General features: G+C 62.2%; 18 protein-coding genes. 14 read left to right on the forward strand and 4 right to left on the reverse strand.

Annotated features, from left to right (window positions below):
• Positions 1 to 15: 15 nt before the first annotated feature.
• The 4 genes from PJE01S_RS19520 to PJE01S_RS19535 all read right to left on the reverse strand — a co-directional run bounded on the left by PJE01S_RS19520 (position 16) and on the right by PJE01S_RS19535 (position 5,421).
• On the reverse strand, positions 16 to 2,631 hold the full coding sequence (locus PJE01S_RS19520) for a bifunctional aconitate hydratase 2/2-methylisocitrate dehydratase (RefSeq protein WP_068835322.1): 2,616 nt from the start codon (positions 2,629 to 2,631) through the stop codon (positions 16 to 18).
• A 65-nt stretch (positions 2,632 to 2,696) separates the two neighbouring features.
• The gene (locus PJE01S_RS19525) at positions 2,697 to 3,287 is read right to left on the reverse strand and encodes a hypothetical protein (protein WP_068835323.1); all 591 of its coding nucleotides are present in this window, start codon (positions 3,285 to 3,287) and stop codon (positions 2,697 to 2,699) included.
• Positions 3,288 to 3,313: 26 nt separating this feature from the next.
• Complete coding sequence (locus tag PJE01S_RS19530; RefSeq protein WP_068835324.1) at positions 3,314 to 4,303, reverse strand: HpcH/HpaI aldolase/citrate lyase family protein; 990 nt, start codon at positions 4,301 to 4,303, stop codon at positions 3,314 to 3,316.
• Between the two features lie 131 nt (positions 4,304 to 4,434).
• A complete protein-coding gene (locus tag PJE01S_RS19535; protein WP_068835325.1) occupies positions 4,435 to 5,421 on the reverse strand; it encodes a malate dehydrogenase in 987 nt (328 codons plus the stop codon).
• Between the two features lie 272 nt (positions 5,422 to 5,693).
• Between PJE01S_RS19535 and PJE01S_RS19540 the strand changes: the two genes are divergently transcribed.
• The 14 genes from PJE01S_RS19540 to PJE01S_RS19610 all read left to right on the forward strand — a co-directional run.
• Positions 5,694 to 6,491, forward strand: coding sequence for a GntR family transcriptional regulator (locus tag PJE01S_RS19540; protein ID WP_068835326.1), 798 nt, complete (start codon positions 5,694 to 5,696; stop codon positions 6,489 to 6,491).
• Between the two features lie 123 nt (positions 6,492 to 6,614).
• On the forward strand, positions 6,615 to 7,061 hold the full coding sequence (sdhC, locus tag PJE01S_RS19545) for a succinate dehydrogenase, cytochrome b556 subunit (RefSeq protein WP_068835327.1): 447 nt from the start codon (positions 6,615 to 6,617) through the stop codon (positions 7,059 to 7,061).
• Between the two features lie 16 nt (positions 7,062 to 7,077).
• Complete coding sequence (gene sdhD / locus PJE01S_RS19550; RefSeq protein WP_068835328.1) at positions 7,078 to 7,443, forward strand: succinate dehydrogenase, hydrophobic membrane anchor protein; 366 nt, start codon at positions 7,078 to 7,080, stop codon at positions 7,441 to 7,443.
• A 42-nt stretch (positions 7,444 to 7,485) separates the two neighbouring features.
• Positions 7,486 to 9,282: a succinate dehydrogenase flavoprotein subunit gene (gene sdhA, locus PJE01S_RS19555; protein ID WP_068835329.1), complete on the forward strand. Its 1,797-nt coding sequence runs from the start codon at positions 7,486 to 7,488 to the stop codon at positions 9,280 to 9,282.
• A 35-nt stretch (positions 9,283 to 9,317) separates the two neighbouring features.
• Positions 9,318 to 10,022: a succinate dehydrogenase iron-sulfur subunit gene (locus tag PJE01S_RS19560; RefSeq protein ID WP_068835330.1), complete on the forward strand. Its 705-nt coding sequence runs from the start codon at positions 9,318 to 9,320 to the stop codon at positions 10,020 to 10,022.
• Positions 10,023 to 10,044: 22 nt separating this feature from the next.
• On the forward strand, positions 10,045 to 10,353 hold the full coding sequence (locus tag PJE01S_RS19565; protein WP_068835331.1) for an FAD assembly factor SdhE: 309 nt from the start codon (positions 10,045 to 10,047) through the stop codon (positions 10,351 to 10,353).
• A 43-nt stretch (positions 10,354 to 10,396) separates the two neighbouring features.
• Positions 10,397 to 11,707, forward strand: a complete 1,311-nt coding sequence (gltA, locus tag PJE01S_RS19570; protein ID WP_068835332.1) for a citrate synthase — start codon at positions 10,397 to 10,399, stop codon at positions 11,705 to 11,707.
• A 269-nt stretch (positions 11,708 to 11,976) separates the two neighbouring features.
• A complete protein-coding gene (locus PJE01S_RS19575; protein WP_068835333.1) occupies positions 11,977 to 12,951 on the forward strand; it encodes a LysR family transcriptional regulator in 975 nt (324 codons plus the stop codon).
• Positions 12,952 to 12,991: 40 nt separating this feature from the next.
• Positions 12,992 to 14,413: a 3-isopropylmalate dehydratase large subunit gene (leuC, locus tag PJE01S_RS19580; RefSeq protein ID WP_068835334.1), complete on the forward strand. Its 1,422-nt coding sequence runs from the start codon at positions 12,992 to 12,994 to the stop codon at positions 14,411 to 14,413.
• Between the two features lie 20 nt (positions 14,414 to 14,433).
• A complete protein-coding gene (locus tag PJE01S_RS19585) occupies positions 14,434 to 14,574 on the forward strand; it encodes an entericidin A/B family lipoprotein (RefSeq protein WP_068835335.1) in 141 nt (46 codons plus the stop codon).
• 11 nt (positions 14,575 to 14,585) lie between these two features.
• Positions 14,586 to 15,236, forward strand: a complete 651-nt coding sequence (gene leuD, locus PJE01S_RS19590) for a 3-isopropylmalate dehydratase small subunit (protein WP_068835336.1) — start codon at positions 14,586 to 14,588, stop codon at positions 15,234 to 15,236.
• 83 nt (positions 15,237 to 15,319) lie between these two features.
• Complete coding sequence (gene leuB / locus PJE01S_RS19595; RefSeq protein ID WP_068835337.1) at positions 15,320 to 16,390, forward strand: 3-isopropylmalate dehydrogenase; 1,071 nt, start codon at positions 15,320 to 15,322, stop codon at positions 16,388 to 16,390.
• Positions 16,391 to 16,661: 271 nt separating this feature from the next.
• Positions 16,662 to 17,801: an aspartate-semialdehyde dehydrogenase gene (gene asd / locus PJE01S_RS19605; RefSeq protein WP_068835339.1), complete on the forward strand. Its 1,140-nt coding sequence runs from the start codon at positions 16,662 to 16,664 to the stop codon at positions 17,799 to 17,801.
• 253 nt (positions 17,802 to 18,054) lie between these two features.
• Positions 18,055 to 19,255: type IV pilus assembly protein FimV (locus PJE01S_RS19610; RefSeq protein ID WP_281178629.1), on the forward strand; the 1,201-nt coding region annotated here is incomplete at its 3' end.

Below are 19,255 nucleotides of genomic sequence, written 5' to 3' on the forward strand. Positions count from 1 at the left end.
TGCGTCAACCGGGCTTCAAGCCAGCGCGCCGTCCTTGACCGTATCCGCCATATCGGTGTAATCCTTGACCTGGTCAAAGTTCAGGTACTGATAGATGGTGTCGCTGGCAGCGGTCAGCACGCCCATGTCGGTCAAGTACTCTTCACGCGTCGGTATGCGGCCCAGCTTGGAGCAGATGGCCGCCAGTTCGGCGGAACCCAGGTACACATTGGAGTTTTTACCGAGGCGGTTGGGGAAGTTGCGGGTGGACGTCGAGAACACGGTCGCGCCCTCCTTCACCTGCGCCTGGTTGCCCATGCACAGGCTGCAGCCGGGCATTTCCATGCGCGCGCCGGCGGAACCCAGCACGCCGTAGTGGCCTTCTTCGGTCAGCTGCTTGGCATCCATCTTGGTCGGCGGTGCCATCCAGAGCTTGACGGGAATGTCGCGCTTGTTTTCGAGCAGCTTGGAAGCGGCGCGGAAGTGGCCGATATTGGTCATGCACGAGCCGATGAACACTTCGTCGATCTTCGCTCCGGCCACGTCGCCCAGGGTCTTCACATCGTCCGGGTCGTTCGGGCAGGCCACGATGGGTTCGTGGATGTCGGCCAGGTCGATTTCGATCACGGCCGCGTATTCGGCATCCGCATCGGCCTTGAGCAGTTGCGGGTCGGCCAGCCAGGCTTCCATGGCGGCGATGCGGCGCTTGATGGTGCGCACGTCCGAGTAACCCGTGGCGATCATCCACTTGAGCATCGTGATGTTGCTGTTGATGTACTCGATGATGGGTTCCTTGTTCAGGTGCACCGTGCAACCACCGGCCGAGCGTTCTGCGGAAGCGTCGCTCAGCTCAAAGGCCTGTTCGACCTTCAGGTCCGGCAAGCCTTCGATTTCGAGAATACGGCCCGAGAAAATGTTCTTCTTGCCCTGCTTGGCCACTGTCAAAAGACCGGCCTTGATAGCGTAGAGCGGAATCGCATTGACCAGATCACGCAAGGTAATGCCGGGCTGCATTTCGCCCTTGAAGCGCACCAGCACGGACTCAGGCATGTCCAGCGGCATGACGCCGGTCGCTGCACCGAAGGCCACCAGGCCGGAACCGGCCGGGAAGCTGATGCCGATGGGGAAACGCGTGTGGCTGTCGCCGCCGGTGCCGACGGTGTCGGGCAGCAGCATGCGGTTGAGCCAGCTGTGGATGATGCCGTCACCGGGGCGCAATGGAATGCCGCCACGGTCGCTCATGAACTCCGGCAACTCGTGGTGCATCTTCACATCGACGGGCTTGGGATAAGCCGCGGTGTGGCAGAAGGACTGCATCACCAGGTCTGCGGAGAAGCCCAGGCAGGCCAGGTCCTTCAGCTCGTCGCGCGTCATCGGGCCGGTGGTGTCCTGCGAGCCCACAGAGGTCATCTTGGGTTCGCAGTAGGTGCCGGGACGCACGCCCTGGCCTTCCGGCAAGCCGACCGCGCGGCCCACCATTTTTTGCGCCAGGGTGAAACCACGGCCGTTGCTGGCCGGGTCCTGGGGCAGCCGGAACTGCGTGGAAACCGGCAGGCCCAGCGCCGCGCGTGCCTTGGCGGTCAAGCCACGGCCGACGATCAGGGGAATACGGCCACCGGCGCGCACTTCGTCAAACAGCACGTCACTTTTGAGCTTGAACTCGGCGATGACCTGGCCGTTCTTCAAGGCCTTGCCTTCGTAGGGACGCAGCTCGATTTCGTCGCCCATGGCCATCTGGCTCACGTCCAGCTCGATCGGCAAGGCGCCGGAGTCTTCCATGGTGTTGTAGAAGATCGGGGCAATTTTGCCGCCCAGGCAAACGCCGCCAAAGCGCTTGTTGGGCACGAAAGGAATGTCTTCGCCGGTGAACCACAACACGGAGTTGGTGGCGGACTTGCGCGAAGAGCCGGTGCCGACCACGTCGCCCACATAGGCCACGAGGTTGCCCTTGGCCTTGAGCTCTTCAATGAACTTGACCGGGCCGCGCTTGCCGTCTTCTTCGGGCGTCACACCGGGGCGGGCGTTCTTGTGCATCGCCAGGGCGTGCAGCGGAATGTCGGGGCGGCTCCAGGCGTCAGGCGCAGGCGACAAGTCGTCGGTATTGATTTCGCCAGCGACCTTGAACACGGTCAGCTTGATAGCTGCAGGCACTTCAGGGCGGCTGGTGAACCATTCGGCATCGGCCCAGCTTTGCAGCACGGCCTTGGCGTGCTTGTTGCCCTTGTCGGCTTTTTCCTTGACGTCGTGGAACTGGTCGAACATCAGCAGGGTGTTTTTCAGGCCGCTGGCCGCCTGCATGGCGACGCTGTCTTCGGCGTCGTCGAGCAACTCGATCATCGGGCTGATGTTGTAGCCGCCCAGCATGGTGCCCAGCAGCTGCGTGGCCTTTTCGCGCGAGATCAGCGCGCACTTTTCAGTGCCGTGCGCCACGGCGGCGAGGTAGCTGGCCTTGACCTTGGCCGCGTCATCCACGCCGGCCGGCACACGGTAAGTGATCAGTTCCACCAGAAACGCTTCTTCGCCCTGGGGCGGATTCTTCAGCAGCTCGATGACTTCACCGGTTTGCTGGGCCGTCAGCGGCAGCGGCGGAATGCCCAACAGCGCGCGTTCGGCGACGTGGTTGCGGTAGGTTGGCAAGAATTCAGACGACATGCGGGCTACTCCAGTGTTCAAAATTATTGGAAATTATGGGGAATCGTGGGGGTGAAAAATAAGACTTACTTGGCGGCAGCGGCGGGCTTGGGCGCATCCAGAATGCTGGGCGCCGGATTGAGCTTCAGGGCTTCGGCCACGGTGGCTTGCGCGGGGCTCATGCACTCATCGGCCAGGCGTATGCCCTGCTTCTGGTTCATCAGCATGGATTTGTTGGCCAGTTGCAGCCACACCGCGCCCGCCTTCTGGTCTTCCAGGCGGATGGCACCCGTGGAAGTCGCCACCGGGAACATGCGGTAGCGGAAATTCTTCCCCTGCATGTCGAAGTAGCCGGGGTTCTTGGGATCGGCGGTCAGCGTGATCGAGGCGCCGAGTTCGCAAGGCATATGGCCGACCTGCACGCGCTCGGCGATCGCCAACTCGGCGGGGGTCAGTGCCGCCTCGGCGGCCTCAATGCCTGCGGCCACGTTCTTGGCGGCGCTCTTGAGGTTGGTGCGGTTTGCGTTAACGGCGGGTTGCTTTTTGGCAACCGGCTTGGTGGCCTTGGTGCCGGCAGCAGCCGGTTTGGCGGTGTCGGTCGTGGTTTGCGCCATGGCCAGGCTGGAAGCGGCCACCAGGATGGTGGCGGCCAGGGTTGCGGTAAGGGTGGATTTCATACGGCTCTCGGGGGGTTGGTTGAAGCTCATTGAAGAGCGGCCTGAAAATACATCTGGGCCTCGGCAGGAAGCTGACGGCCCGTCTGGTGCGCGCGCTCCAGCACCTGCCAGAAATAGCGGTAACTCGCGCGGTCGTGCAACTTACCATCAAAACTAATGGGAGCCCAATCGGAACGGGCGGCGGCAGCTATTATTTTTGTAGCATCTTCGATCTCAGCCTCGCTGGGCGCAAACGCCTCCAGAATGGGACGGATCTGGTTCGGGTGAATGCTCCACATGCGGGTGTAGCCCAGTTCGCGGGCGGCACGGCGTGCGGCGCCGGTCATGGCCGCGGCGTCATTGAACTCGGTGACCACGCAATGTGAAGGCACCTTGCCGTGGGCATGGCAGGCCGAAGCAATCTCCAGCTTGGCGCGCAGCACCAGCGGATGGGTGAACTGGCCCTGGCTGCTCATGCCGTCGGCCGGAATCGCGCCACCATGGGCGGACACGAAATCCATCAGGCCAAAGCTCAGCGACTGCACCCGGGGGTGCGCGGCGATCTCGAAGGCGTTGCGCACCGCAAGCGGCGACTCGATCAGCACATGCAGCGGCAGGTTGCCGGCCGATGCGGCAAGCAGCGCCTGCTCGGCCCTGATCACGTCATCCACCGATTCCACCTTGGGAACCATGATGTGCGAAAGGTGGCGCGCCAGCTTTCCGGCAATGACGGCCATATCGGATTCGAAGGCGGGGTGGTCCACGGCGTGCACGCGCACGGCCACGCGGGCCTTTTCGCTGGCCAGCGCCGCCAGCGCCACCACCATGGCCGCATGCTCGGCTTCGCCACCGACAGGCGCACCGTCCTCGCAGTCCAGCGTCACGTCAAAAACGCAGGCGCCAAACTCTTGCATCATTTCGGCCTGCAATTGCAGGCTCTTGCGCATCCGCGCCTCCACACCGCTGTAATGGTCACAAACAGGCAAAAAAACCGTTGCGGCCTGAGCGCCAAGAAGGACTTCACGCGGATGTTTCATTAAATAAACGCCATCATTCAAATCGAGGCCAATAACTCAGTAACTTTCAGCGCCAGCCCAGGAGGGCATCCCTGGCAAGACACGGCAAGGCGCCTCGCAAAGCATGCCCGCCCAAACTGGCGCCGCCGGGATTACAGCAGATGCTTGACGCCGTCTTGCTCGCCCTGCAACTCGGCCAGGGTCTTGTTGATGCGCTCCTGGCTGAAGGCGTCGATCTCGAGACCTTCGACCAGCTTGTATTCGCCGTTCTCGCAGGTGACCGGGAAGCCGAACATGGTGTCCTTGGGAATGCCGTACTGGCCGTCCGAAGGGATGCCCATGGTGACCCACTTGCCATTGGTGCCCAGCGCCCAGTCGCGCATGTGGTCAATGGCGGCGTTGGCCGCCGAGGCAGCCGACGACAGGCCACGCGCCTCGATGATCGCGGCACCGCGTTTGCCGACGGTCGGCAGGAACACGTTGGCGTTCCATTCCTGGTCGTTGATCATCTTGGCCACGCTCTCGCCCTTGATGGTGGCGAAGCGGTAGTCGGCGTACATCGTGGGCGAGTGGTTGCCCCAGACGGTGAGTTTCTCGATGTCGGCCACGGCCTTGCCGGTCTTGGCGGCGATCTGGCTCAGGGCGCGGTTGTGGTCCAGGCGCAGCATGGCGGTGAAGTTCTTGCGTGGCAGGTCGGGCGCGCTCTTCATCGCGATGTAGGCGTTGGTGTTGGCCGGGTTGCCGACCACCAGCACCTTGACATTGCGGCTGGCGACGGCGTTGAGTGCCTTGCCCTGCGCCGTGAAAATGGCGCCGTTGACGGCCAGCAGCTCGGCACGCTCCATGCCGGGGCCGCGGGGACGCGAACCGACCAGCAGCGCGTAGTCCGCATCCTTGAAGGCGGTCATCGGGTCGCTGTGGGCTTCCATGCCGACCAGCAGCGGGAAGGCGCAATCGTCGAGCTCCATCATCACGCCCTTGAGCGCTTTTTGCGGGCCTTCAACAGGCACTTCGAGCAATTGCAGGATGACGGGCTGGTCCTTGCCCAGCATTTCGCCAGAGGCAATGCGGAACAGCAATGCGTAACCGATTTGGCCTGCGGCACCGGTGACGGCAACACGGACGGGTTTTTTGCTCATGACGAAACTCCAGGAAGGTTAAAAATCGGTTGAATCAGTGTGGTGAGGCAGTGGGCATTGGCCAGGGACTTTTCGGGACAGATACCGGCAGGTTATTCACCTGCATAAACACCCCGAAGCGAACCGGCTGCGCCGTGGGCTCAGCCGAAGATTTTACGCTCGAAAAACGCGGCGCGTCAATTTGTCTTATGTCTTATATAAGATATGATAGGAACAGGCTCTTCCGCTGCGCCACTGGCGCGCCAAAGCACCATTTTTAACCCGCTTTACGCATGGCAACCACCCCCTTCCCACTGACCGACACCCTCGCAACCGCCGGCGAGACCGGTACGGTTGCGGGCGTGACGCCGGCCTTCAGCCCGCTGTACCAGCAGATCAAGGTCCTGATTTTGCAAAGCCTGCAGGCGGGCGAGTGGAAACCCGGCGAATTGATTCCCAGTGAGATGGACCTGGCTGCGCGTTTTCGCGTCAGCCAGGGCACGGTGCGCAAGGCGATCGATGAACTCGCTGCCGAAAACCTGGTGGTGCGCCGCCAGGGCAAGGGCACCTTCGTCGCCACCCACGCCGAGCACCATGTGCAATACCGCTTCCTGCGCCTGATGCCCGACAGCGGAGACGCCAACAGCGAAGGGCCGGCCGAACGCCAGATCATCGACTGCAAACGCCTACGCGCGCCGGCAGACATCGCCCGGCCGCTGGCCCTGCGCACCGGCGATGCCGTGCTGCAATTGCGCCGCGTGCTGGCCTTTCAGGGCACGCCCACCATTCTGGAAGACGTCTGGCTGCCCGGCGGCCCCTTCAAGGGCATGACGGCCGAGCGACTGGCCACTTACCGCGGCCCCATGTATGCCTTGTTTGAAACCGAATTTGGCGTGCGCATGGTGCGCGCCGGAGAAAAAATCCGCGCGGTGGCCGCTGACGCAGCTTCCGCCGAACTGCTGAAGGTGCCGGTGGGTGAGCCGCTTTTGAGCGTGGAACGCATCGCCTACACCTACAACGACCTGCCCATGGAACTGCGCCGCGGGTTGTACCGCACCGATACCCATCATTACAAAAATGAGCTTAGTTGACGGGAATTCTCAAGATGCACAATCGGTTCCTCAGCCGCTTGCTGCATTGCAATAGAATTTGAAGGTTTTAGCTGTAATTGCAATTCCCGGTTACCACCCAGTTACACCCACGAAAGTCCAAAAATGACAGAGCTGGCATCCAAACAGCGTCCCAAGCGGCCTGAATTCCGCAACATCAACGCCTTCACCGACCTTCCCGGTTACCGCCTCCCTCTTGCAGGCATTGTCTCCATCCTCCACCGCATCAGCGGGGCCATCATGTTTCTCCTGATGCCCTTCATCATCTGGATGTTCGACACCTCGATTTCTTCTGAAATCTCGTTTGCCAAATTCAAGTCGGCTTTCAACATCGGCATGCTGGGCCTGCCCGGCTTTCTGTGGAAGCTGGTCGCGCTGGCCTTGATCTGGGCGTATCTGCACCACTTCATCGCCGGCCTGCGCCACCTGTGGATGGATACCAGCCACGCGGCCGTCAGCAAGGAGTTCGGCAAATCGTCGGCCGCCTTCACACTGGTCGTCAGTGTGGCCCTCACGCTCATCCTGGGCGCGAAACTGTTTGGCCTTTACTAATTAGAAGAAGCACACCATGTCTGTTAACTACGGATCCAAACGCATCGTTGTCGGCGCTCACTACGGTTTGCGCGACTGGCTGGCCCAGCGCGTCACCGCGGCCCTGATGGCCCTCTTCACCCTGCTCGTTCTGGCCCAGGTGATTTTCAGCAAAGGCCCCATCGGCTACGACCAGTGGGCCGGCATTTTCTCGGCCCAGTGGATGAAGGTGCTGACCTTCACCGTCATCCTTGCCCTGCTCTACCACGTGTGGGTCGGCATGCGCGACATCTGGATGGACTACATCAAGCCTGTGTGGCTGCGGTTGCTCCTTCAGGTCTTTACCCTCGTCTGGCTGGTCGCTTGCGCTGGCTGGGGCATTCAGGTCCTGTGGCGCCTCTAAGCCCCCTCTGGCCGCATCCCACTATCGAGACTCCCAAACATCATGACCGCTACTTCCAAACTTCCCAAGCGCAAATTTGACGTCGTCATCGTCGGTGCCGGTGGCTCCGGCATGCGCGCTTCGCTGCAACTGGCCCGCGCCGGCCTGAACGTGGCCGTGCTCTCCAAAGTGTTCCCGACACGCTCGCACACCGTCGCCGCGCAGGGCGGCATTGGCGCCTCCCTGGGCAACATGTCCGAAGACAACTGGCACTACCACTTCTACGACACCGTCAAGGGCTCCGACTGGCTTGGCGACCAGGACGCGATCGAATACATGTGCCGTGAAGCGCCCAAGGTCGTGTACGACCTGGAGCACATGGGCATGCCTTTTGACCGCAACCCGGACGGCACGATTTACCAGCGCCCCTTCGGCGGCCACACCGCCAACTACGGCGAAAAGCCCGTCCAGCGCGCCTGCGCCGCGGCTGACCGCACCGGTCACGCCATGCTGCACACGCTGTACCAGCAAAACGTCAAGGAAAAGACCAGCTTCTTCGTGGAGTGGATGGCCATGGACCTGATTCGCGACGCCGATGGCGACGTGGTCGGTGTCACCGCCATTGAAATGGAAACCGGCGACGTGCATATTTTCGAAGCCAAGACCACCCTGCTGGCCACCGGCGGTGCGGGCCGTATTTTTGCCGCGTCGACCAACGCCTTCATCAACACCGGCGACGGCCTGGGCATGGCGGCACGCGCCGGCATCCCCCTGGAAGACATGGAATTCTGGCAGTTCCACCCCACCGGCGTGGCCGGTGCCGGCGTGCTGCTGACCGAAGGCTGCCGCGGCGAAGGCGCCATTTTGCGCAACAGCAATGGCGAACGCTTCATGGAGCGTTATGCGCCCACCCTGAAAGACCTGGCGCCACGCGACTTCGTGTCGCGCTCCATGGACCAGGAAATCAAGGAAGGCCGTGGCTGCGGCCCCAACAAGGATTACATCCTGCTGGACATGACCCACCTGGGCGTGGACGCGATCGCCAAGCGCCTGCCGTCGGTGCTGGAAATCGGCCACAACTTTGCCAACGTCGACATCACCAAGGAAGCCATTCCCGTGGTGCCCACCATCCACTACCAGATGGGCGGCATTCCGACCAACATCCACGGCCAGGTGGTCACGCAAAACGCCAACAACGAAAGCGTTGTCGTCAACGGCCTCTACGCCGTGGGCGAATGCTCCTGCGTGTCAGTGCACGGCGCCAACCGGCTGGGCACCAACTCCCTACTCGACCTGCTGGTGTTTGGCCGCGCGGCCGGCAACCATATTGTTGAATTCAACAAGACCAACGCCACGCACAAGGCCCTGCCAGCCGATGCGGCTGACCAGACCCTGGCCCGCATCGCCCGCCTGGACAACGCCACCGGCGGCGAATACGCCCAGGACGTGGCCAACGACATCCGCGCCGCCATGCAGCAGCACGCTGGCGTGTTCCGCACCCAGGCCATCATGGACGAGGGCGTGGCGAAAATCGCCGAACTGCGCGAGCGCGTCAAGAACATCGGCCTGAAGGACAAGTCGAAGATCTTCAACACGGCACGCACCGAGGCCCTGGAAGTCGAAAACCTGATCGAAGCCGCGCAAGCGACCATCGTGTCGGCCGCCGCCCGCAAGGAAAGCCGTGGCGCGCACTCGGTCGATGACTACGGCGATACGCCCGAACATCCCAACGGCCGCAACGACACCGACTGGCACAAGCACACCCTGTGGTACAGCGAAGGCAACCGCCTGGCTTACAAACCCGTGCAGATGAAGCCGCTGACCGTCGAGTCCGTGCCGCTGAAAACGCGTACGTTCTAAACACGGCCCTGCGACGAAAAGAAGCGAGAACCCACATGACCAAACGCACATTCCAGATCTACCGCTACGATCCAGATACCGACGCGAAGCCGTACATGCAAACCATCGAGGTTGAACTCGACGGTCATGAGCGCATGCTGCTGGACGCCCTGATGAAACTCAAGGCGCAAGACCCCACCATCAGCTTCCGCCGCTCCTGCCGCGAAGGTGTTTGCGGCTCGGACGCCATGAACATCAACGGCAAGAACGGTCTGGCCTGCCTGACCAACATGCGCACGCTCAAGGGCACCATCGTGCTCAAGCCGCTGCCCGGCCTGCCGGTGGTGCGCGACCTGATCGTCGACATGACGCAGTTCTTCAAGCAGTACAACTCGATCAAGCCCTACCTGATCAACGACAACCTGCCGCCCGAAAAAGAGCGCCTGCAAAGCCCCGAAGAGCGCGAAGAGCTCAATGGTCTTTACGAGTGCATCCTGTGCGCCAGCTGCTCCACCTCCTGCCCCAGCTTCTGGTGGAATCCCGACAAGTTCGTGGGCCCGGCCGGCCTGCTGCAGGCCTACCGCTTCCTGGCGGACAGCCGCGACGAAGCCACCGAGGAGCGCCTGGACAACCTGGAAGATCCGTACCGCCTGTTCCGCTGCCATACCATCATGAATTGCGTCGATGTTTGCCCCAAGGGCTTGAACCCGACCAAGGCAATCGGCAAAATCAAGGAGATGATGGTCCTGCGGACGGTCTGATCGCGCTTTCTCACACGCTCTCATGAACACCACCGACGAGCTGCTCGACGAGCGGGGTTTAAGCAAGCTGAAGTGGCGTTGCCGCCGCGGCCTGCTGGAAAACGACCTGCTGATCGAAAGGTTCTTTCTTCGTCACGAGGCCACACTCAGCGTCAGGCAGGCCAAAGGCCTCAATGATCTGATGGACTTGTCTGACAATGATTTGCTGGACCTTCTGTTAAAAAGGAAGGAACCCGGCCAACTCTCTGATGCAGAAGCACAGACCTGTGCCTCTACGTCGGAGGCGCTTGAAGTTTTAGACTTGTTGCGCCCCGCAGCACCGGCCCGCTGAGTCCGTGCTTGTGCCAATTTGATATGAAAGAAAGAAGCGAGAAATGAAGCTAGCTGACAACAAAGCCACCCTGTCCTTCAGCAATGGCAGCCCCAGCGTCGATTTGCCGGTGTATCACGGCAGTGTGGGCCCGGATGTCGTGGACATTCGCAAGCTGTATGCCCAGACCGGCATGTTCACCTATGACCCCGGTTTCCTGTCGACGGCGGCCTGCCAGTCCGCCATCACCTACATCGACGGCGACAAGGGCGAACTGCTGTACCGCGGCTACCCCATCGAGCAACTCGCCACCAACTGCGACTACCTCGAAACCTGTCACCTCCTGCTGTACGGAGAGCTGCCCAATACCGACCAGAAAAAAGATTTCGTCCACCGCGTGACCAACCACACCATGGTCAACGAGCAGATGCAATTCTTCCTGCGCGGTTTCCGCCGTGATGCGCACCCCATGGCCATCATGACCGGCCTGGTCGGCGCCCTGTCGGCCTTCTACCATGACAGCACCGACATCAACAATCCGGAGCACCGCGAAATTGCGGCCATCCGCCTGATTGCCAAGATGCCTACGCTGGTCGCCATGGCCTACAAGTACACCGTGGGCCAGCCCTACATGTACCCCAAGAACAACCTGAGCTACGCCGGCAACTTCCTGCACATGATGTTTGCCACGCCCTGCGAGGAGTACAAGGTCAACCCGGTGCTCGAGCGCGCACTGGACCGCATCTTCATCCTGCACGCCGACCACGAGCAGAACGCGTCGACCTCGACGGTGCGCCTGTGCGGCTCGTCGGGCACCAACCCGTTTGCCGCCATCGCGGCCGGCGTGGCCTGCCTCTGGGGCCCGGCGCACGGCGGCGCCAACGAAGCGGCGCTCAACATGCTGGGCGACATCCAGAAAAACGGCGGTGTCGAGAAAATCGGCGACTTCATCAAGCAGGTGAAAGACAAGAACTCCGGCGTCAAGCTGATGGGCTTTGGCCACCGTGTGTACAAGAACTACGACCCGCGCGCCAAGCTGATGCAGGAAACCTGCAAGGAAGTGCTGCAGGAGATGGGCCTCGAAAACGACCCGCTGTTCAAGCTGGCCATGGCCCTGGAAAAGATTGCATTGGAAGACGATTATTTTGTCTCCCGCAAGCTCTACCCCAACGTCGACTTCTACTCCGGCATTGTGCAGCGCGCCATCGGCATTCCCGTGCCGCTGTTCACCGCGATCTTCGCGCTGGCCCGCACGGTGGGCTGGATCGCCCAGCTCAACGAAATGATTGGCGACCCCGAGTACAAGATCGGCCGTCCGCGCCAGCTGTTCACCGGCTCGACGCCGCGTGACGTGAAGCCCATGGCCCAGCGTTAAGCCGTCCCGGTAGTTAGCGCTTGACCCAAGCCCGCCAGATGGTCACATCGGCGGGCTTTTAAACGTCTGAGCGCTATGGTTTCAATAGCTGACTGCACCCATCTGGCTTAGGCCGAACCCATAAAACATCCAGAATATTCCGAAAACCCTTTCCGGGCTCGGCAGCAGACAGCCATTCCGGCAAGTCAGCCATCTCGCTTTGCGATGACAAAATCGGGAATAAAGGCTCAAAATAGCAATCCATCGCCAAATGCGATGACGTTACGCCCATGCCCACCAAAAGCTCAGAACGCAATTTCGCCCGCCGCATCGACCTGACCTCGCTTCAGCTCTTTGTGGCCGTGTGCGAGCTCGGCAGCATAGGCAAGGCGGCGGAGCGCGAGTTCATCGCCGCCTCAGCCGTGAGCAAACGCCTCTCCGACCTGGAAGCCACGCTGGACACGCCGCTGCTGTATCGCCACACGCGGGGCGTTGACCTGACCCCGGCCGGCGAAAGCCTGCTGCACCATGCGCGCTCGGTGCTGTTCAGCCTGGAAAAAATGCAGGGCGAGCTCAGCGAATACGCCGACGGCGTGCGCGGCCATGTGCGCGTGCACGCCAGCATCTCGGCCATCGTGCAGTTCCTGCCTGAAGACCTCGGCGCCTTTATCCGCCGGCACGCCGAAATCAAGATCGACCTGGAAGAGCACCTCAGCACCGAGGTGGTCCGCGCCGTGCAGGAGGGCGCCGCCGACCTCGGCATCTGCAACACGGCGCACGGCACGGGCGAGCTGCAGACACAGCCCTACCGCAGCGATAAATTGGTGCTGATTGTGCCCAGAGGGCACGAGTTGTGCGGGCAAGGTGCTATTAATTTTGCAGCGGCGCTGGATTACGACCAGGTCGGCCTGCATTCCAACAGCTCGATTTACCTGGCCATGCGGCAGGCCGCCGCCGCCGTCGGCCGAACCATCAGGCTGCGCATCCACGTCACCGGCCTGGACGCCATGTGCCGCATGATCCACAACGGCCTGGGCGTGGGCGTGATGCCGCAGCGCGCCTTTGAGCTCATGCACGGCGTGGGCGAACTGGAATCCGTCGCATTGCTGGATGACTGGGCGACGCGCCAGATCCAGCTGGTGGCGCGCGATTTCTCCACCCTGCCCCTGACCGCCCGGCTGCTGGTCGACCACCTGACGCAGCATCCGCCACCCCGGCTCCGGCCCGCCGCCGCCACGGTGGAACTGGCCCCCTCACCCGCCTAAAATCATCAGCAAACCACGAAGAGACCACGAAGGAAAACACATGGGACGCACCCTTTACGACAAGATCTGGGACGAGCACGTCGTTCACACCGAAGAAGACGGCACGACCATTCTCTACATCGACCGCCACCTGGTGCACGAAGTCACCAGCCCACAAGCCTTTGAAGGCCTGCGCGAAGCCGGCCGCAAGGTCTGGCGCATCAGCTCCATCGTCGCCACCGCCGACCACAACACGCCCACCACCGGCTGGGAGCGGGGCTACGACGGCATCGCCGACCCGATCAGCAAAGAGCAGATCACCACGCTGGACGCCAACATCAAGGAATTCGGCGCGGCGGCCTTCTTCCCCTTCCTCTCCAAACGCCAGGGCATCGTGCATGTGATAGGCCCCGAAAACGGCGCCACCCTGCCCGGTATGACCGTGGTCTGCGGCGACTCGCACACCTCCACCCACGGCGCTTTCGGCGCGCTGGCCCACGGCATAGGCACCAGCGAGGTCGAGCATGTCATGGCCACGCAAACCCTGCTGGCCAAAAAAGCCAAAAACATGCTCGTGAAGGTCGAAGGCACCCTGGCCAGGGGCTGCACCGCCAAGGACATCGTGCTGGCCATCATCGGCAAGATCGGCACCGCCGGCGGCACCGGCTACACGATTGAATTCGCCGGCTCGGCCATACGCGCGCTCAGCATGGAAGGCCGCATGACGGTCTGCAACATGGCCATTGAAGGCGGTGCACGCGCCGGCCTGGTGGCCGTGGACCAGAAAACCATTGACTATGTGAAAGGCCGCCTGCTGGCCCCCACCGGCGCGGAATGGGACATGGCCGTGCAGTACTGGGCCACGCTGCATTCCGACGCCGATGCGAAATTCGACACTGTGGTCGAGCTCGACGCCAGCCAGATCCTGCCGCAGGTCACCTGGGGCACCTCGCCCGAGATGGTGCTCTCGATTGAAGACCGGGTGCCCGATCCCGGCAAGGAAAAAGACGCCAACAAGCGCGGCGCCATCGAACGCGCGCTCACCTACATGGGTCTTCAGCCCGGCAAGGCGCTGAACGACCTCTACATCGACAAGGTGTTCATAGGCTCCTGCACCAACAGCCGCATTGAAGACATGCGCGAGGCCGCGGCGGTCGTCAAGAAGCTGGGCCAGAAAGTGGCCAAAAACGTCAAACTGGCCATGGTGGTGCCGGGCTCGGGCCTGGTCAAGGAACAGGCCGAGCGTGAAGGCCTAGACAAAATTTTCACGGCCGCCGGCTTTGAGTGGCGCGAACCCGGCTGCTCCATGTGCCTGGCCATGAATGCCGACCGGCTGGAGCCGGGCGAGCGTTGCGCCTCCACCAGCAACCGCAACTTTGAAGGCCGGCAAGGCGCCGGTGGCCGTACCCACCTCGTCAGCCCGGCCATGGCCGCGGCGGCCGCCGTGCACGGCCACTTTGTCGATATCCGCAAATTTGTCTGAGGAAACTGTAGGAGAACCCGATGAAAAAGATCAGCTCACTGCTCATGATTGCCCTCACCGTGTTGCCCGCCCTGCTGCTGGGCGGCTGCAACACCATGAAGGGCTTCGGCCAGGACGTGCAGCGTGCCGGCACCGCCGTTGAAAACGCGGCCAAGAAATAAGCACCAGACCCATGAAAAACTTCACCGTACACAAAGGCCTCGTGGCCCCCATGGACCGCGAGAACGTCGACACCGACGCCATCATTCCCAAGCAGTTCCTCAAGTCGATCAAAAAAACCGGCTTTGGCGTGAACCTGTTTGACGAATGGCGCTACCTGGACGCCGGCTTTCCCGGCCAGGACCCGGCCGGCCGCAAGCCCAACCCCGACTTCGTGCTGAACCAGCCGCGCTACGCCGGCGCCTCCATCCTGCTGGCGCGCAAGAATTTCGGCTGCGGCTCTTCGCGCGAGCACGCACCCTGGGCGCTGGACCAGTTCGGTTTTCGCGCCATCATCGCGCCCAGCTACGCCGACATCTTTTTCAACAACAGCTTCAAGAACGGCCTGCTGCCCATCGTCCTGCCCGAGGCGCAGGTGGCCCAGCTGTTTGACGAAACGCTGGCCTTTCCCGGCTATCAGCTCACGATTGATCTGGAGCGCCAGGTCATCGTCAAACCCCAAGGCGAAGAACTGCCCTTTGAGGTGCAGGCCTTTCGCAAATACTGCCTGCTCAATGGTTTTGACGACATCGGCCTGACCCTGCGCCAGAGCGACAAGATCAAGGCCTTTGAAGCCGAGCGCCTGGCGAAAAAACCCTGGCTGGCCCACACGCTGGTGGGCTGAGCATCTCGCCTCCATTTACCGATCAAATCGTGCTCCAGCCCTTGGCTGGCCTGCGCATATAGCTATCAAAACAAGAGTATTCAATGAAAATCGCAATTCTTCCCGGTGATGGCATAGGCACCGAAATCGTCGCCGAGGCCGTCAAGGTCTTGAAGGTTCTGGACCTGAAGTTCGAAACCGAGAGCGCGCTGGTCGGCGGCGCCGCCTACGAGGCCCATGGTCACCCGCTGCCCGAGAGCACGCTCAAGCTCGCCAAGCAAGCCGACGCCATCCTGTTTGGCGCAGTCGGCGACTGGAAATACGACAAGCTGGACCGCCCGCTGCGCCCCGAGCAGGCGATTCTGGGCCTGCGCAAAAACCTGGGCCTGTTCGCCAATTTCCGCCCGGCCATCTGCTATGAGCAGCTCACACACGCCTCCAGCCTCAAGCCCGAGCTGGTGGCCGGCCTGGACATCCTCATCATCCGCGAGCTGACCGGCGACATCTACTTCGGCCAGCCACGCGGCCGCCGCGTCGCCACCGACGGCCACTTCCCGGGTTCGGAAGAGGCTTTCGACACCATGCGCTACTCGCGCCCGGAAATCGAGCGCATCGCCCATGTCGCCTTCCAGGCGGCGCGCAAACGCGGCAAGCGCGTCACCAGCGTCGACAAGGCCAATGTGCTGGAAACCTTCCAGCTCTGGAAAGACGTAGTCACCGAAGTCGGACTGCAATACCCCGACGTGGCGCTGGACCACATGTATGTGGACAACGCAGCGATGCAGCTGGTCAAGGCGCCGAAAAAATTCGACGTCGTGGTCACCGGCAATATGTTCGGCGACATCCTGTCCGACGCCGCCGCCATGCTGACCGGCAGCATCGGCATGCTGCCCTCGGCCAGCCTCAACGACAAAAACCAGGGCCTCTACGAGCCCAGCCACGGCAGCGCGCCCGATATTGCCGGCAAGGGCGTGGCCAATCCGCTGGCCACCATTTTGAGCGCCGCCATGATGTTGCGTTTCAGCCTGAATCAGCCGGAAGCCGCCGCACGCATCGAAAAAGCCGTGGACACGGTGCTGAGCCAGGGCCTGCGTACACCCGACATCTACAGCGAAGGCACGACCAAAGTGGGCACCGTTGAGATGGGCGACGCCGTGGTGAAGGCCCTGGGCTGACGTTTTTTCGCTGCAAACCACCACCAGCCGGTGGTTTGCAAAGGCCTTCAAGCCAGCGCAAAGACAAGCTTGGCTACAATATCGCTTATGTGTAAAAGCTCCGCTTTCTCCTGCTTCCCCGCCGCCCCGCGTGCGGGAAGCCGAGCGCCGGTTTTTGCCCAGATCACCAAAACGACCACCATTAAAGGCTGACAAGCCCGGTTCGTCGTGCCCGCTGGCTCGATGAGCCGGACCAAAAAGCCGTATTTCGTACTTTTTGAAGGGCAATCCCATGAAACTCTCAGGCAATCTCACAGGACTCGTCGGCTGGCGCGGCATGGTCGGCTCGGTGTTGATCGACCGCATGCAGGCCGAAGGCGACTTCGAGCTGATCGAGCCGGTTTTCTTCTCAACCTCCAATGCCGGCGGCAAGGCCCCGGCCCAGGCGAAGAACGAAACCACCCTCAAGGACGCCTACGACATCGAGGCGCTCAAGAAGTGCGACATCATCATCACGGCGCAAGGCGGCGACTACACCTCGGAAATCTTCCCCAAGCTGCGCGCTGCCGGCTGGAAAGGCCACTGGATTGACGCCGCCTCCACCCTGCGCATGAATGACGACGCCGTCATCATCCTGGACCCGGTCAACCTGCCCGTCATCAAAAATGCCATGGCCAAGGGCGGCAACAACTGGGTGGGCGGCAACTGCACGGTCAGCTGCATGCTGATGGGCGTGGGTGCGCTGTACAAGGCCGGCCTGGTCGAGTGGATGACCAGCATGACCTACCAGGCGGCATCGGGCGGCGGCGCTCAGCACATGCGCGAGTTGCTGACCCAGTTCGGCACGCTCAACAGCGAGGTCAAGGCCCTGCTGGACGACCCGAAATCGGCGATTCTGGAAATCGACCGCCGCATCCTGGCCAGGCAGCAGTCGCTGTCAGCCAGCGAAACCGCCAACTTTGGCGTGCCACTGGGCGGCTCGCTGATCCCCTGGATCGACAAGGACCTGGGCGACGGCATGAGCAAGGAAGAATGGAAAGGCGGCGCCGAGACCAACAAGATCCTGGGCCAGGGCGCAGCCTTTGGCACGGCCGAAACGCCGGTCGACGGCTTCTGCGTGCGCATAGGCGCCATGCGCTGCCACAGCCAGGCACTGACCTTCAAGCTCAAGAAAGACGTTCCGCTGGCCGACATCGAAGCCATGATCGCGACCGACAACGACTGGGTCAAGGTCGTGCCGAATACGCGCGAAGCCTCCATCAAGGACCTGACGCCGGTGGCTGTGACCGGCACCATGCAAATTCCGGTCGGCCGCCTGCGCAAGCTGGCCATGGGACCGGAATACCTGGGCGCGTTCACCGTCGGCGACCAGCTGTTGTGGGGTGCGGCCGAGCCACTGCGCCGCATGCTGCGCATCCTGCTTCAGGCCTGAACTTTGTAACTACGGGTGACCGCTCCCATGAGCGCGTCACTCGTAACTGCTTGTCACCGGACGTTGTGGTCAGGCAACAATCGAAACTGGCAAATTGATGCCAATTCACGACGCCAATACTTAAGTGGAGTCTTAGCTTGTCAGCCTAATGCCTTGATGTTAAGGTTGTTTTTCGAAAATTCGCATTGAGGTTTTTGTGCGCATCAGCAGAACAAAGTTACAAGCAGACCGAGCGCTGGAGGCTCCAAACCCCATGAATAACCAAGGTCGTTGGCGTATTGGCGCCCTGGCAACCGCCATTGCCTTGCTGGGCAGTCTGGCTGCTTTTGAAGCTCATGCGCTGGCGCTGGGTCGCATCACTGTTCAATCGGCGCTGGGTGAGCCCCTTCGTGCGGAAATCGACATTGCAGACATCAACGCCAACGAAGCCGCCAGCCTGAAGGCTGGCGTGGCCTCACCCGAAGCCTTCAAGGCGGCCGGGTTTGAATACAGCGCTGTCGTGGCGGGCCTTGAAGTCAATTTGCAGCGCCGGCCAGACGGCCGGTCTTATCTGCGCCTGACCAGCAACCGCCCCGTGACCGAGCCTTTCGTGGACCTCATCCTCCAGGCGAATTGGGCGTCCGGACGCGTCACTCGCGACTACACCATGCTGTTTGACCCGCCCAGCCTGCGCGCCAACAGCGCCAGCGCGGCGGTGGCGCCCACGGCCCCGGCTCTGTCGCGGCCGGCAGCCCCCACCACTGCGCCGGCCCGGATCAGCCAGCCATCGGCCCCCAGCCCGGCCACGGTGACCAAAGCCCTTGTGGCGCCAGCCAGCCCGGTTGAAAAAAACCCGGCTGCCGAGCATCAGGTGACGGTCAAAGGCGGCGACACCGCTGGAAAAATTGCCGCGCGGAACAAACCGGCCAGCGTGTCGCTGGACCAGATGTTGCTGGCCCTGCTCCGAAGCAACCCCGACGCCTTCATTGGCGGCAACGTCAACCGGATCAAGTCCGGCGCGGTGCTGGATGTTCCCAGCGCCGAAGCGGCCAGCGCCATTTCTGCCAGCGAAGCCACGCAAACCATCGTGGCCCAAAGCAAGGATTTCAACGCCTTCCGCCGCCGGCTGGCCGAGGGAGCACCAACCACGCAAGTCACCAGCGCCAATCGTCAGGCCGCCGGCAAGGTGCAAGCCAGTGTGGAAGACCACGCGCCGGCCAATGCCACACCTGACAGGTTGACGCTGTCCAAGGGTGCGGTCCAGGGCAAGGCGGGCACGCCGACCGAAGACCAGATCGCCAAGGACCGGCAGGCCAAAGACAGTTCAGCCCGCGTCGCGGAGCTGTCCAAAAACATCAGTGACCTCAACAAGCTGGCAGGCGTGCCATCCGTAGCCCCGGCCGCAACGCCAGCGGCGGCGGCCGCCCAAGTGCCTGGCGTGGCCGTGCCCGCACCCGCCAGCCTGCCGGCAGCCC

Origin of the sequence: Polaromonas jejuensis NBRC 106434 (assembly GCF_001598235.1) — a bacterium.
Classification (GTDB): domain Bacteria; phylum Pseudomonadota; class Gammaproteobacteria; order Burkholderiales; family Burkholderiaceae_C; genus Polaromonas; species Polaromonas jejuensis.